At 53.0% G+C, this 13603-nt stretch carries 11 protein-coding genes; 7 read left to right on the top strand and 4 right to left on the bottom strand.

Going from position 1 to position 13603, the window contains the following annotated elements:
- The first annotated feature begins 2 nt into the window (after positions 1 to 2).
- The 6 genes from ABYK60_RS02165 (at position 3) to ABYK60_RS02140 (ending at position 7750) form a co-directional block, all read left to right on the top strand.
- Complete coding sequence (locus ABYK60_RS02165; protein ID WP_372870275.1) at positions 3 to 1076, top strand: efflux RND transporter periplasmic adaptor subunit; 1074 nt, start codon at positions 3 to 5, stop codon at positions 1074 to 1076.
- Positions 1077 to 1085: 9 nt separating this feature from the next.
- On the top strand, positions 1086 to 4157 hold the full coding sequence (locus tag ABYK60_RS02160; protein WP_372870274.1) for an efflux RND transporter permease subunit: 3072 nt from the start codon (positions 1086 to 1088) through the stop codon (positions 4155 to 4157).
- Between the two features lie 151 nt (positions 4158 to 4308).
- A complete protein-coding gene (locus tag ABYK60_RS02155; protein ID WP_372870273.1) occupies positions 4309 to 4899 on the top strand; it encodes a hypothetical protein in 591 nt (196 codons plus the stop codon).
- Positions 4900 to 4903: 4 nt separating this feature from the next.
- Positions 4904 to 5239, top strand: a complete 336-nt coding sequence (locus tag ABYK60_RS02150; RefSeq protein WP_372870272.1) for a cupin domain-containing protein — start codon at positions 4904 to 4906, stop codon at positions 5237 to 5239.
- Between the two features lie 110 nt (positions 5240 to 5349).
- Positions 5350 to 7269: a U32 family peptidase gene (locus ABYK60_RS02145; protein WP_372870271.1), complete on the top strand. Its 1920-nt coding sequence runs from the start codon at positions 5350 to 5352 to the stop codon at positions 7267 to 7269.
- A gap of 103 nt (positions 7270 to 7372) precedes the next feature.
- Entirely contained in the window at positions 7373 to 7750 is a 378-nt protein-coding gene (locus tag ABYK60_RS02140) for a PH domain-containing protein (RefSeq protein WP_372870270.1), read from the top strand.
- A 44-nt stretch (positions 7751 to 7794) separates the two neighbouring features.
- On the opposite strand, the gene ABYK60_RS02135 is transcribed toward ABYK60_RS02140, so the two are convergent.
- Together ABYK60_RS02135 and ABYK60_RS02130 are read right to left on the bottom strand one after the other, a co-directional pair.
- The gene (locus tag ABYK60_RS02135) at positions 7795 to 8970 is read right to left on the bottom strand and encodes an AAA family ATPase (RefSeq protein ID WP_372870269.1); all 1176 of its coding nucleotides are present in this window, start codon (positions 8968 to 8970) and stop codon (positions 7795 to 7797) included.
- A 60-nt stretch (positions 8971 to 9030) separates the two neighbouring features.
- Positions 9031 to 10551, bottom strand: coding sequence for a DUF3612 domain-containing protein (locus ABYK60_RS02130; RefSeq protein ID WP_372870268.1), 1521 nt, complete (start codon positions 10549 to 10551; stop codon positions 9031 to 9033).
- A gap of 158 nt (positions 10552 to 10709) precedes the next feature.
- Between ABYK60_RS02130 and ABYK60_RS02125 the strand changes: the two genes are divergently transcribed.
- The gene (locus tag ABYK60_RS02125; protein ID WP_372870267.1) at positions 10710 to 11285 is read left to right on the top strand and encodes a malate synthase; all 576 of its coding nucleotides are present in this window, start codon (positions 10710 to 10712) and stop codon (positions 11283 to 11285) included.
- Positions 11286 to 11360: 75 nt separating this feature from the next.
- Here the strand turns inward: ABYK60_RS02125 and ABYK60_RS02120 are convergent, their stop codons facing one another.
- Both ABYK60_RS02120 and ABYK60_RS02115 read right to left on the bottom strand, forming a co-directional pair.
- Complete coding sequence (locus tag ABYK60_RS02120) at positions 11361 to 11642, bottom strand: antibiotic biosynthesis monooxygenase (RefSeq protein ID WP_372870296.1); 282 nt, start codon at positions 11640 to 11642, stop codon at positions 11361 to 11363.
- A 50-nt stretch (positions 11643 to 11692) separates the two neighbouring features.
- Positions 11693 to 13492 carry an aminopeptidase P family protein gene (locus ABYK60_RS02115; RefSeq protein ID WP_372870266.1) on the bottom strand — a complete coding sequence of 600 codons (1800 nt, stop codon included), beginning with the start codon at positions 13490 to 13492 and terminating at the stop codon, positions 11693 to 11695.
- Positions 13493 to 13603: the final 111 nt, after the last annotated feature.

Raw genomic sequence — 13603 nt, 5'->3', positions numbered from 1 at the left:
CGATGAATAGATGGTTTTGTTTGGCACTGCTTCCGCTGATATTGGCTGGCTGCCGACAGGCGCCTGTAATTGAATCCGATCCGGTCAGGGTGAAGGTTTACACCATTCCCCATGCAGAAAATCATGTCAGTCGGGTATTTAACGGGGTGGCACGGGCTCAGGATCTTACCTCACTGGCATTTCGGGTGGAGGGACGAATTGCCCGTATCCCGGTGACTAAGGGGCAGCGGGTAAAAGCCGGAGAGCTGCTGGCGTTGCTTGAGAAAAACGATTTTCAAATCGTGTTGAACGACCGTCGGGCACGATTGGATGTCACGCAAAAGCAAGCTGAGCGTTCCAAAGTACTGGTCGACCAAAAGTTGATGGCTCAGGCCGAATACGATCAAATGCACGCTCAATATCTGGTGGCTCGTGCCGAGGCGCGCCAGGCAGAGCTGATGTTGGAATACACCGAACTTAAGGCGCCCTTCGATGGCGTGGTAGGCGATGTATATCTGGATTCTTTCGAAAACGTGCAGCCTGGCAGTGCGGTATTAAGCATCCATCGACTGGAACAAATTGAAGTGGATGTGCAGGTACCGGATCTTCTGATTGCAGTGTCCCGTCGCAGTGATCCAAAGGCGCAGAAAAAAGCGTTTGATGTGTCATTTGAAGCTTTCCCCGGCAAAACCTTCACCGGACGGTTGTTGGAGGTCAGTACTGAAAAAGATCCGGTTTCCCACACCTATGTTGCCACCATTGCTGTCGATATGGATCCGGACTTCAAAGTCCTTGAAGGGATGCCCGCCAAGGTCACTGTCGATCTGAGTACAGTGACTTACACCTATAGCCGTGAATATCTGATCCCCGTAAGTGCCGTGATTATGAGGGATGGCAGTGACATAGAAATGCAGGATGCTGGAGTCTGGTTGTACGACCCGGTTAGTGGTGTTGTGCAGTTTAAGAATGTCACTGTGGGTGTGATTGTTGGGCACAGCATTGAAGTGACCTCCGGGCTTGAAGATGGCCAGATAGTTGTGGTGCAGGGCCAATCGCGCCTGACTGACGGCCAGAAAGTTGAACTGACTAAAGGATAAGGACAGACAATGAGTGTTGCAGGCTATTTCGTCAAAAACTCAGTCATCAGCTGGATGTTTACCCTTATTCTGCTGATTGGCGGCAGTGTCGCCTTTCTTGGCCTCGGTCAATTGGAGGACCCACCTTTCACCATCAAAGATGCTGTGGTTGTGACCTTGTACCCCGGTGCCACCTCTACTGAGGTGGAAGAAGAGGTCACTTATTCGGTGGAGAAGGCAATACAGGCGTTACCCTACGTTGATAAAATCCGCTCTTTAAGTACATCCGGTCTGTCTCAAATCACGGTGACAATGAAAAATCACTATGGGCCTGAAGAGCTGCCGCAGATTTGGGATGAGCTCAGGCGCAAGGTCAATGATATGGCGCCCAGTTTGCCACCTGGTGCTCAGCCGCCCATGGTGAATGATGATTTTGGTGATGTATTCGGGATCATGCTGATGATCACCGGCAGAGATTACAGTTATCGGGATTTGAAAGACTATGTTGACTATGTAAAGCGTGAGCTTGAATTGGTTCCCGGAGTCGGAAAAGTATCCCTCGCCGGTGAGCAAAAAGAGCAAATTTATGTGGAAATGTCGCTAAATAAGGCGGCGAGTTCGAATCTTGATCCTAACCTGATATCCAATCTGCTCAATTCCCAGAATATGGTTTCCGACGCCGGTAACATTCAGGTGTCAGGTGATAATTTGCGTATTCGCACCAGTGGTGGTTCGCGCTCAGTCGAAGAGTTGCAGGAGTTGATTATTCCCGGCACCAGCGGCGATAAACTGATTTATCTGAAAGATGTCGCCACTGTGCGTCGGGGCTATCAGGAAATCCCCACCAATGTACTGAGCTTCAATCAGAATCGTGCTATCAATCTGGGGATCTCCTTTTCCAGTGGTGTCAATGTGGTGGCGGTTGGTGAGGCAATAGACGCCAAGCTGGCACACATCGATTCAGCCCGTCCGGCAGGGATGAAAATCGAGACCATGTACAATCAACCGGTTGAAGTGGATAAATCAGTTGGCAGTTTTGTCTGGAACCTGATTGCCGCTGTCGTGATCGTTATCGGTGTACTCTTGCTGTTTATGGGGGTAAAGAGTGGCATCCTGATTGGTCTGATCCTGTTTTTAACCTGTCTGGGTACCTTTATCCTTATGTTGCAGGCGCAAATTGAGTTGCAACGTATCTCTCTTGGGGCGCTGATTATCGCGCTGGGGATGCTGGTGGATAATGCCATCGTGGTGGTTGAAGGCATACTCATCGGGCGCCAGCAGGGTAAAACCACCCTGGAGGCCTCAGAGGCCATTGTAAAGCAAACCATGTGGCCGTTGCTTGGTGCGACAGTCATTGCCATTACCGCATTTGCGCCTATTGGTTTGTCGCCGGATGCTACCGGTGAATTTGCCGGCTCTCTGTTCTGGGTGCTGTTGTTCTCGCTGTTCCTGTCGTGGATCACCGCTATTACCATTACGCCCTTTTTCGCCAAGTTGTTTTTCGGTGGGCAGGGTGAGCCGCAGACGGGCGGTGAAACCAAGGACCCCTACGGCGGCGCTTTTTTTGTCTTCTATAAACGCATGCTGGATTTGTGCATGCGTTTTCGATACATCAGCGTGATTGCAGTTGTCATTGCCTTTATTGCTTCTGTGGTGGGTTTTGGTTTGGTTAAACAGTCGTTTTTTCCTCCGTCTACCACGCCTATCTTTTTAGTGGATGTTTGGTTGCCGGAAGGTACGGACATCCGTGAAACGCAAAAGGTAGTGACTGCCATGGAGGACCTGGCGTCTGAATTAGCTGATGTCGAGTTTGTGGCATCAACTGTGGGCAAAGGTTTCCCACGTTTTTTGCTGACCTACGGGCCGGAAAAGAACTATGCCGCCTATGGGCAAATCGCTATCCGCACCAGCTCATTTGATACGCTGGTAGGGGTCATGACAGGATTCCGGGCCCAAATGGAGCAGGGTTTTCCCCAGGCACAGCTTAAGTTCAAACGCCTGGAAGTAGGGCCTTCCACCGATGCCAAGATTGAGGCGCGGATTTCCGGTGCAGATCCGGACGTACTGCGTGCGCTTGGTGTTCAGGTTCAGGCTGTATTCGCATCCACTCCCGGTACTGTCAACGTGCGCCACGACTGGCGTGAACGGGTGAAGTATATTGCGCCGCAGTTTAATGAAACTCAGGCTCGCCGGCTTGGTATTGTCAAAAGTGAGGTCGATGAAGCGATTAAGTTTGCTTTCGCCGGGGTACAGATAGGCGTCTATCGTGAGGGCACAACCCTGTTACCCATTATTGGACGTTTACCGGATGATGAGCGAGTTGAAATTGAATCGTTGGAGAGTATCAGGATTTGGAGCCCTGTACTCAAGACACTGGTGCCCCTGCAACAGGTTGTAGATGGTTTTGAGGTCAAGTTTGAAGACCCCATTATTCAGCGTCGCGATCGCAAGCGTACCTTGACTGTTTTTGCCGACGCAGATTTTGAATATGACATTTTGCCCGCGGAGCTGTTTGCGACGATGCGTGCAGAGGTCGAAGCCATCGAAATGCCTGCAGGCTATGAACTGGTGTGGGGCGGTGAGTTTGAATCCTCCCAGGATGCTCAGGAGTCCTTATTTGCAACGTTGCCATTGGGCTTTTTGTTCATGTTTCTTATTACAGTGTTCCTGTTTAACTCGGTGCGTAAGCCTCTGGTTATTTGGGCCTGTGTGCCGCTTGCCATAATCGGTATTACCCTCGGCCTGTTGGTTTTGGACAAGCCATTCAGCTTTATGGCGCTGTTGGGTATGCTGAGTCTTTCAGGGATGCTGCTCAAGAATGGTATTGTGCTGCTTGATCAGATAAACCTTGAAATCAATGAAGGCAAAGAACCATTTGAAGCGGTATTTGAATCTACCGTCAGTCGGGTAAGGCCAGTGTGCATGGCTGCCATTACTACGATTTTAGGCATGCTGCCGCTGATCACTGATGCTTTTTTTGAAAGCATGGCTGCGGTAGTGATGTTCGGCCTTGGGGTTGCAACCATATTAACGCTCATCATAGTACCTGTGTTCTACCTGATCTTTTTTAAGATCCCGTATCGATCTTATCGGGAGTTCTGATAAGTCCTGCGTCTGTAAGCGACCGTTATTCGGTCGCTTTTTATTTTGGTGTTGCACAGGCAATTATGATGCTTTGATTGCTGGAAAATTGAACACTGTCCAAACCCATGTTAAATTTGCGCGGCAAATGCAAATTTTCATGATGATGGATATGGACAGTTATAAATTCTCTCTGGAAGAGCTGGACAGCTTTAAAGAGCTGTTTGCCATCGGGCAGGGAGATGAATTACCCGAAGCACACAGGTTAACAATTTCCACAGAAGTACCTGAATTGGTCGCGCGCCTGCTGGGGGCGGCCAAGCTGACGCTTCTGGCGGAGGTCAGCCATTACAAGCTGTTTTTCCCTTTATCGATGCGCCTAGATGAATGGGGGCAGTTCAACCCGGAACTGGGGATCCCCGAAGTACTCGATACCCGGGGCAGTGAGAGAAGCTGGCGCTTGACCGACCTTGATGGTGTAGTGGTTAAGGCCAGTGAAGGCGGCGTGCCCCTGCAGGTGCTGTCCCTGTCGAGTTCTGGTGTTACTTTGAAAGAACAGGGTGAGCTTCAGAGTCGCGGTGATATGCAATTGGAATTACCCGGTGGTGAGCTGGTGCCATTGGCAGTGGAGCCGGTGCGTAATGAAAACGGCGTGGTTGCGGCACGTATTCTGGCGAGCTGTGAGGCCCGAGAAGCCCTGAGACGCTTTCTTTTCGGACGTCACAGAGCCATCTATGCGGATCTCTACCGGGATTTAATGTAAGAAAATGCCTAATCTTTTTTCACCTCTGCCGACCGATATTACCAACGAAGTGTTTGACACCCTTGCCGGCTCATCAGGCTGTCGTATCGAGCGTATCGTATCCCATGGTCACACTACTCCTGCAGGAGAATGGTACGATCAGGACGACCACGAGTGGGTGATCCTGCTCAGTGGCAGCGCCGTGCTGGCATATGAAGATGGCAGCCGGCTGACATTGGCACCCGGTGACTATGTCAATATCCCCGCCCATGTGCGCCACCGGGTCGAAGCTACAGCAAAGGATAGCCCCAGCGTTTGGCTGGCGGTGTTTTACCGCCCTTCTGGCGCAGTCGAGGGTTGATTATTTTTTGCGCACAGGCTCATAAGTCTTTTCTGAAAGACTGGCTCTGCTATACTCTGCCTCCGATTTTTTCTCCCGGGCTTTTCCAGCTAAGCAGACGAGTTTGATTCATGAGTACAGAAGGCGTTGAAATTTTCATTCCAGGCAAATTCCAGGCCCAGGCGACCCCTGAGCCGGTAAAGCTTGCCGACAATAAGCTGGAGCTGTTGGCCCCGGCTAAAAACGCCGACTACGGAATTGAAGCCATTCGTCACGGTGCCGATGCGGTTTACATTGGCGCACCGGCCTTTGGTGCCCGCCATACCGCCGGTAACAGCATTGCCGATATCGCCCGTCTGTGCGAGTTTGCCCACCGCTACCATGCCCAGGTGTTTGTGACTGTAAACACCATCATGTTTGACTCTGAGCTTGAACAAGCCCGTCAGCTGATTTGGGATGTGTATGAAGCCGGAGCCGATGCCATTATCGTGCAGGATCTCGGTTTGCTTGAGATGGAACTGCCGCCGATAGCCTTGCACGCCAGTACCCAGATGGACAACCGGGTGCCAGCCAAGGTGGCCTTTCTGGAGCACGTGGGTTTCTCCCAGGCTGTACTCGCCCGAGAGCTCAGTCTGAGTCAGATCCGCGATGTGGCTGCCGAAACCAACTTGCGCCTTGAGTTTTTTATCCACGGTGCCCTGTGCGTGGCTTTCAGTGGCCAGTGCTATATCAGTGAAGCCTATACCGATAATCGCAGTGCCAACCGCGGTGAATGCTCGCAGCAGTGCCGCATGCCGGGCAATCTCAAGACCCGTCAGGGCGAGACCATTGCCACCAACGAGCACATGCTGTCGCTTAAAGACAACAATCAGACCGAAAACCTCGAGGCGCTGATTGATGCCGGTATCCGTTCATTCAAGATAGAGGGGCGTCTTAAAGACTTAAGTTATGTGAAAAACGTGACTGCCCACTATCGTCAGCAGCTTGATGCCATTATTGCCCGTCGCCCCGAATTTGAAAGTGCCTCCCATGGCCGCTGCAGCTACAGCTTTGTGCCGGACCCGGACAAGAGCTTCAACCGCGGTAAGACCGACTATTTTGTTCATGAGCGCAAGCCTGAAATTGCAGATTTCCGTACTCCAAAATACCTTGGCGTTGAGGTAGGGAAGGTCAGCAAAATCGCCAAAGATCATATTGTTGTGGATTCAAACGTCGAGTTTCACAATGGCGATGGTCTTGGCTTCTTTGCCCGTAATTATGAAAAGGCGCGTTTGTCGGACGATAAGCTTACCGGCTTTCGGGTAAACCGTGCCGAAGGCAAACAGTTGTATTTGAAAAGTATTCCAGAAGAGCTGCGGGTGGGCGTCACCCTGTACCGTAACCACGATCAGGAATTTGAGATGCTGCTGGCCAAAGAGTCTGCCGAGCGCCTTGTGACGGTCGATTTCGCGCTGGAAGAAACCCCTGCGGGCCTTTCTCTCTTTGCCGCCGATCGCCACGGCCACAGCGTGACCGTGAGCGCCGATTTTGAAAAGCAGCAGGCCAATGATGTTGCCCGCAACTGCGAAGGTCTGAAAAAGAACCTCGGCAAGCTGGGTAACACCGACTTTATGCTGGGCAAGGTAAATGTGGGCAACGCCGGTGGCGTATTTGCGCCAGCATCCATTATCAATGGCTTGCGCCGTGATGCCATCGAGGCGCTGTCCAAGGCCCGTATCGATGGCTATCAGCGGCCAACCCCATGGGAGCGTGATGACAGTGTGCGCTATCCACAAAAAAGCATGACTTACCTTGCCAACGTGGCCAACCAGAAGGCCAAGGACTTCTTTACCCGCCATGGTGTGGTATCGATTCGCGACGCCTATGAAGTGCGGCCAGTGAAAGGTGATGCACCTTTAATGATCACCAAGCACTGTATCCGCTACAGCTACAACATGTGCCCGAAAGAAGTGCCGGGCATCAAGGCCGAGCCACTGGAAATGGAACTGGGTGGCAAGCAGTTCAAATTGGTGTTTGACTGTCATAAGTGCGAAATGTTGGTTGTTGGCTGATGTGATAACCAAAAAACGGCGACATTGAGTCGCCGTTTTTATTTAGCCTTTACAGACAATAGGTTACTCTTGGTAGATAACAACCGGAGAGCTGGAGGTAAGAATGGGATTTCTCAATGCCCTGATGGGGAATGCAAGCGAAGTGGATTTGGCAGAACTGACTGCTGAGTTGTCACCCATAATGGGAGATAACGAAGAGCTACAGTTGGCCTACAAAGTCGTCAGGGACATGTTTGTATTTACCAACAAGCGCCTGATCCTGATTGATAAGCAGGGCATGACGGGCAAAAAAGTGAGTTATCACTCGATTCCCTATAAGGCGATAGTACATTTTGAGGTAGAAACCGCCGGTACTTTTGATATGGATGCCGAATTGAAACTGTGGATTTCCGGACAACATCAGCCTTTGATAAAAGAGCTGAAACGTGGCACGGATGTCGTAGGTATTCAAAAGACAATTGCTCGGTTCACACTGGGATAAAAGACTGGTTTTTAACCTGATTTAAGCCGCCTTTGGGCGGCTTTTTATCTGCTGTCCAGGTGCCAGTTCCAGCTGGGGGCACTAAGCAAATCCTGGCCTTGCACCGCTGTTTCGCCCAGCGCCTTGTCCAGCTCCAATAGCTGGCAGTTATCATCTTCGATGAGCGCATTGATCAGTCGCTGGGCATGGGATACCACCCACAGCTGGCTCTGGGTTGAGGCGAGGCGGATAAGTCGTGCCAAGGCGGGCAGTAAGTCCGGATGCAGGCTGGTTTCTGGCTCGTTGAGTACCATCAGGGCTGGTGGTCTGGGAGTGAGCAGCGCCGCAGTCAGTAGCAAATACCTTAAGGTGCCATCGGAAAGCTCGGCGGCTCTCAGCGGCCTTAGCAGCCCCTGCTGATGAAAGCGCAGCTCCAGCATGCCACCTTCCAGCGCTGCTATGGTCACCCTGGCACCGGGAAAAGCATCATCTACCGCCCGATGAAGGGTATCGCCGTGACCTATCTCGAAGATGGTTTGAATGGCGCTGGCCAGATCGCTGCCATCGTGGGCCAGCACCGGGGTGCGGGTGCCCAGTTGCATTTGCCGCGCAGGCGCGGTGGCATCGGTGCGAAAGTGATCGTAAAAGCGCCAGGCACGGATATCGTCACGAAGCCGCAATAGCTCAGGTGCTTTATGCGGGTCGGCAAGCTCAGTAAATATGCTGTCACTGAGGGCAATATGCTGACTGAGCACTTCCCAGCGTCCGGCTTGGTTTCGGCCCTTAACTACATGACCACGACGTTCAATCAGGGCGCTGGAAGGGCGATACTTGGCGCCATGCCATATGGCTTCGCGTTTGATTTGTGGGTCAAGGCCAAACAGGGTGGTGCCATCGGGCTTTGGCAGCCCAAGCTCAATCAGATAGCTGTAGTCAGTGCCGGCAAAGCCGAGCCGCACCCGTTTACTTTCCTGTCTGACCGTGGCTTCTATCGGGTATTCTCCCTGCTTTACCGCGCGGCTGAAATGTTCAGGGCCGGCCCAAAAACAGGAATCTATGCCGCCCTCGCGAGCCAATGCAGAGGTGACTCCCCCCTGCGCGGTGAGCGCGAGCAGGCGCAATGCTTTGTATAGATTTGACTTTCCGCTGCCGTTCGGGCCTGTGACCAAGGTAAGTTGCCCGAGGGGCAGTACCAGATCCCGCAGGCTGCGGTAATGTTGAATGGCTAAGGTAGTCAGCATAAAAGCCCCTGCACACCAAAAATTGCTACAGTGTGCCAGAGCGCCTCTGGGGACGCCAGCTTACATACCCTGGCATTCCCCCCCATAGCAGCTCGGTTTTCGTGGGCAGGCGGCACCACGGGAGCAGATCAGCCGGGCACCTTTTTCAATGCCGCGCTCAACCCAGTTGATATTGAGAATGCGGGCAATGCTCATCAGTTGACGACGAATGGGGGCAGGAATATCTCCCTGACCACCGGCCTCAATACAATGGCTCTTGAGAGACTCGGCCAACGTCAGCGCATCCGTGCCCTGGGCATCGATGGCGGGGTTTAAGTCAATGCCGGCGCACAATACATGGTGGTTGCCGGCAAGGTCCGTCACTTTGGTTGACTCACAGCAGTAGATGCGCGGGCTGCCTTCCACATCCAAAATGGATATCTGTGCCGAGGAGCCGCTTGATGGCTCACTGATCATCCGGAACACTGCCCAATGCTGGCAAGGGTCGGGTACCTGACGCATATTGCCCCAGGGTAGTGGAATACCGTTGCCACGGTATACGGCTTTGAGTTTGCCTGGGGCATAAGCATCGAAATAGTGCCAGTGGGGGTAGGGAGATACCACCGTCATACGGCGCATGGCCACCGAGGCAGATACGCCAATTTTTTTATGAGTATCAATTTCATAGCCACCACGTTCCAGGATCTGCCGGAACGGAACCTTAGGGCACAACAGGGCGCCGGCAAAAAAACTGGATTCAAAGTCGCGCCAGGCGCTGAGAATATCCTGAGCGTTTACGGTCGAGGATAGGGTATCCAACTCCCGCGCACTGCCGATGCCACGCCCCACCGCCAGCACATTTTTCAGACCATCTTTATTGTGCAGCACACTGTGGCCGATGTGCACCGCCAGATCGTATTTGAGGCGCTCCGGATTCTTCTTCAACACTTCGTTGATAAAGATGGTGCCCGGCGGCTCAAAATAGGAGGTAACCAGTTGGTGGGTAGATACGCCGTTATCGTCAACCTGCTCTTTTGATGGCTCTTTGAAAAAACGGACTTTCATCCCCATGCGCTTGCAGATGGCGGTGAGATCATCGCCACTCAGATTCAGCTGCTTTTCCCCAACCTCTTCTGCGGCCCGCTCCAGATCCGGAAAATGGTTCTGATGATGTTCCTGATGTGCCCGGATAAGCAAATGGGCAAACTGGCGGCCGCTGATCCCGGTCTGGGACAGCATCTCCGGAATGGCGATTTGCAAAATGTCCCTGGAAAACAGAAAGCCAGGTTCAAGCGCCATACCACTTATCCCACCGCGCCGTCCCTTGTCCGGCGTAATGGCTTCTTCCTCAGGTGCATCATCCAAAAACCAGTCCGGTGACTTCTCAAAAACCGTGGCAATCACTTCCAGCATGGCAGCGCTGGGTACCCGTTTGCCTCTTTCTATCATTGACAGATAAGACACAGAGGGCGCCGACTCAGGATCCACACGCACACATCGGGAAGACAAGTCTTCCATAGTTAAGTGGTTGCGTTTCCTTAGGTTTCTAATTTTCGTGCCCATAAAATGGGACTTGCGCATCAGACTTTTTTCACTGGCCATTTTGTAAAATTCACACTGTGAAATTTTTATTGTGAAATTGTAGTAAAAAATAACATAGACTAAAAATCAAGCGAAATCGACTGGCCGCCCGACAATAGTCACCAGGTCAGATTTTGCTGAGAACCTGACAATAATCTGCGGTGACCGAGGACAAGGCGATGAACATGACCATGATGAATACCCATAGCAATCAGCAACAACTGACACATTTCATCGGGGAAGCCATTGCCGCCGTGGTTAATGGTGCCAAACGGGGAGTGAGCCTTGAAAGCGCCACAGAGTTTCTGGACCGACGCTTTCCACTGACCCGAGGCTCTCACAAGTCGGTAAAGAGCTACGTGGTTTATTACCAACACCTGCTGGCCTTCTTTGACGATGGCAGCCACAGCGGTTTGGAAACCCCTTCGCAGTTTGTTGCACTATGTGGCCACAAGGAAAGCCCTGCGGCCATTTTACTGAAATCCGGTGATATTCACGTTGAAATGACCCTGGATAAAAAAGGTCATATGGGCAGTGCCAATCCAGCCCATATTGAAGATATACAGGTGGAGTCTCCGGGCTTTTGTTTGCGTGACAGTGATGAATGTGCCACTGAAGCCGTGAGCCAGTGCCGTAATTGGCTAAGCCTGTTGCACACAGAGCCTTGCAGTGACAATTGCCGTCAGAGCCGCGATCGCCGCTTTACCGCCAAAGATGGCAGTGACTACTGCCTGCCTTCCCTGGGCTTGTTCTGAGAGTAGTTAACAGGTTAATCCAAACGCCACCGACCGGTGGCGTTTTGCGTCAGCGCGTTGTAAAGCATTAAGTAATCAGCGTGACTGATAACGGCGCTTAATTTCCACCACTTCCACTGTGTAATCACTGTACCACTTATCCTGACCCAGCTTTTGTGCCATCAGGTGCCGACTCTCCTGCTTCCAGGCCTCGATATCTGCTTCGCTGTCCCAATAGGAGATGGCAACTTCCTGATCCCCTTCGGTGACTGCGATAAAGTCGCGGCAACGGAATTGCTCAAACGCCAGCTGCCGAAGACTTGCCGCCATGGCGGAATACTGGGGATCCAGGTCTTTGGCTGTGGCTCTGAAAATCACGGCGTACAAGGTTTTCTCCTTAAATAAAAAGCGCCCGCAGGCGCTTTTTATTAGATAGCTTGAGTGGCCTGTTTGAGCCAGGCCAGCTCATCGCCGGACATCAGCGGCGACAGGGTGGCGTACACCTTCGCGTGATAATCGTTGAGCCAGCTGACTTCCTCTGCGCTCAGCAGCGCCTTCTCGATAAGGCGGGTGTCGATAGGAATAAGCGTCAGGGCATCAAACTCATAGGTTTCACGCTCGGCACCTTTAAGGGCCTCACAGTGACGCACCACAATCAGGTTTTCGATACGGATGCCAAAGCCATCAGCGCGGTAGTACCCCGGTTCGTTGGAGACCACCATGCCCGGCAGCAGCGCCACGCCATTGCTGTTTTTGGCGATGCGCTGTGGCCCTTCGTGCACACTGAGGAAATGGCCAACACCATGGCCGGTGCCGTGGTCGTAATCGAAGCCATGTTGCCACAGGTGCTGGCGGGCAAAGGCATCGAGTTGCTGGCCGGTGGTGCCCTTGGGGAAGCGGGCCTTATCCAGTGCGATATGGCCTTTGAGCACCAGAGTCACCATCTTTTTGTGCTCGTCTGTCACTTCGCCAATGGCCAGGGTGCGGGTCACGTCTGTGGTGCCGTCCAGATACTGGGCACCTGAGTCCACCAGATAGATGCTGTTCATGGTGAGCCTGGCCGGAGTGCCATTGTTGTGGTTGTAATGGCACATGGCGGCATTGGCGCCAGCGGCGGAAATGGTGTCGAAACTGGGCTCGCGGTAGAGTGGGTCGGCGAGACGGAAGCTCTCAAGCTTATCGGCAAGCTCTGCTTCATCATACAGATGACCGGCGGCCACTTCGGTATCAAGCCAGGCGAGGAAGCGGCTTACGGCAACGCCATCGCGAATGTGGCATTCGCGCATGCCTTTGAGTTCAGATTCATTTTTGGCGGCCTTGGGCAGCGCAGCCACATCGAGTGCGGCAAGCAGCTTGGCTCCGGCGTCGCGGGCAGTCAACTGGCCCCAGGCGTTGCTGCTGGCGGGGTCGGCCAACAGCTTTTTGCCGCCAAGCTGTTTGAGCTCAGCTTCAAGGCTGGCTTCGGGTGCCACTGTCACGCCTTCACCCACGTGTTGATGGAAGTCTGCAGGGATTTTTGCTGTGTCGACAAACAGCTGCATCCGGCCGTCCTGCCACAACAGTGCCGAGCCCAGCACCACCGGCAAGCGGGGCACGTCGAAACCGCGAATGTTCAATAGCCAACTGATGGAGTCGAGCGCGGTGATAAGCGCCAGATTGCCACCGGCCTTTTTCACCAGCGCGCCTATCTCGCGGCGCTTCTCCAGGCTGGTCTTGCCCGCAGACTCATCGGAAAACAGCATCACTGGCCTGGCCTCGGGGATTGGGCGTTGCTGCCAGTGTTTATCGACTGGATTTTCGCTGACGGCCACAAGCTCGATACCGGCTTTATCCAGCACGGCTTTGGCCTGTTCATACCAGGCTAGGGTATGCATGCGGGCATCGAAACCCACCCGGGCACCGTCGCCCAAGGTCTCGGCCAGATACTGTGGCTGCGGCGTATCGGTCAGGCTTTCATAGGCATACAGGCTCTCATCTACCTGATCGCGTACCTGCACAGTGTAGCGGCCATCCACAAAAATCGCGGCAGTGTCTTTCATCACAATCGCCATGCCAGCCGAGCCGGTAAAGCCGGTGGCCCAGTACAAACGCTCGTTATGCTCGGGGACATACTCACCCAAATATTCGTCGGCGCGGGGAATGATAAAAGCATCGAGGCGCGAAGCGGCCATTTCGGTGCGAATGGCATCGAGGCGCTTGGCAATTTCGGTTGTTGGGATGGCTGACATGGGAGACCTTTATTAATTGACTGCTTGTGAGTTGCCCACAGGCTCCGGCCGGGGCTTATAGATATGCAGGGATTATCGCAACCGATGCTGACCGCTGCAACCGAAGTGAAC

The organism is Shewanella sp. (assembly GCF_041630135.1).
GTDB lineage: Bacteria > Pseudomonadota > Gammaproteobacteria > Enterobacterales > Shewanellaceae > Shewanella.
This window is presented reverse-complemented; position numbering and strand designations above follow the sequence as displayed.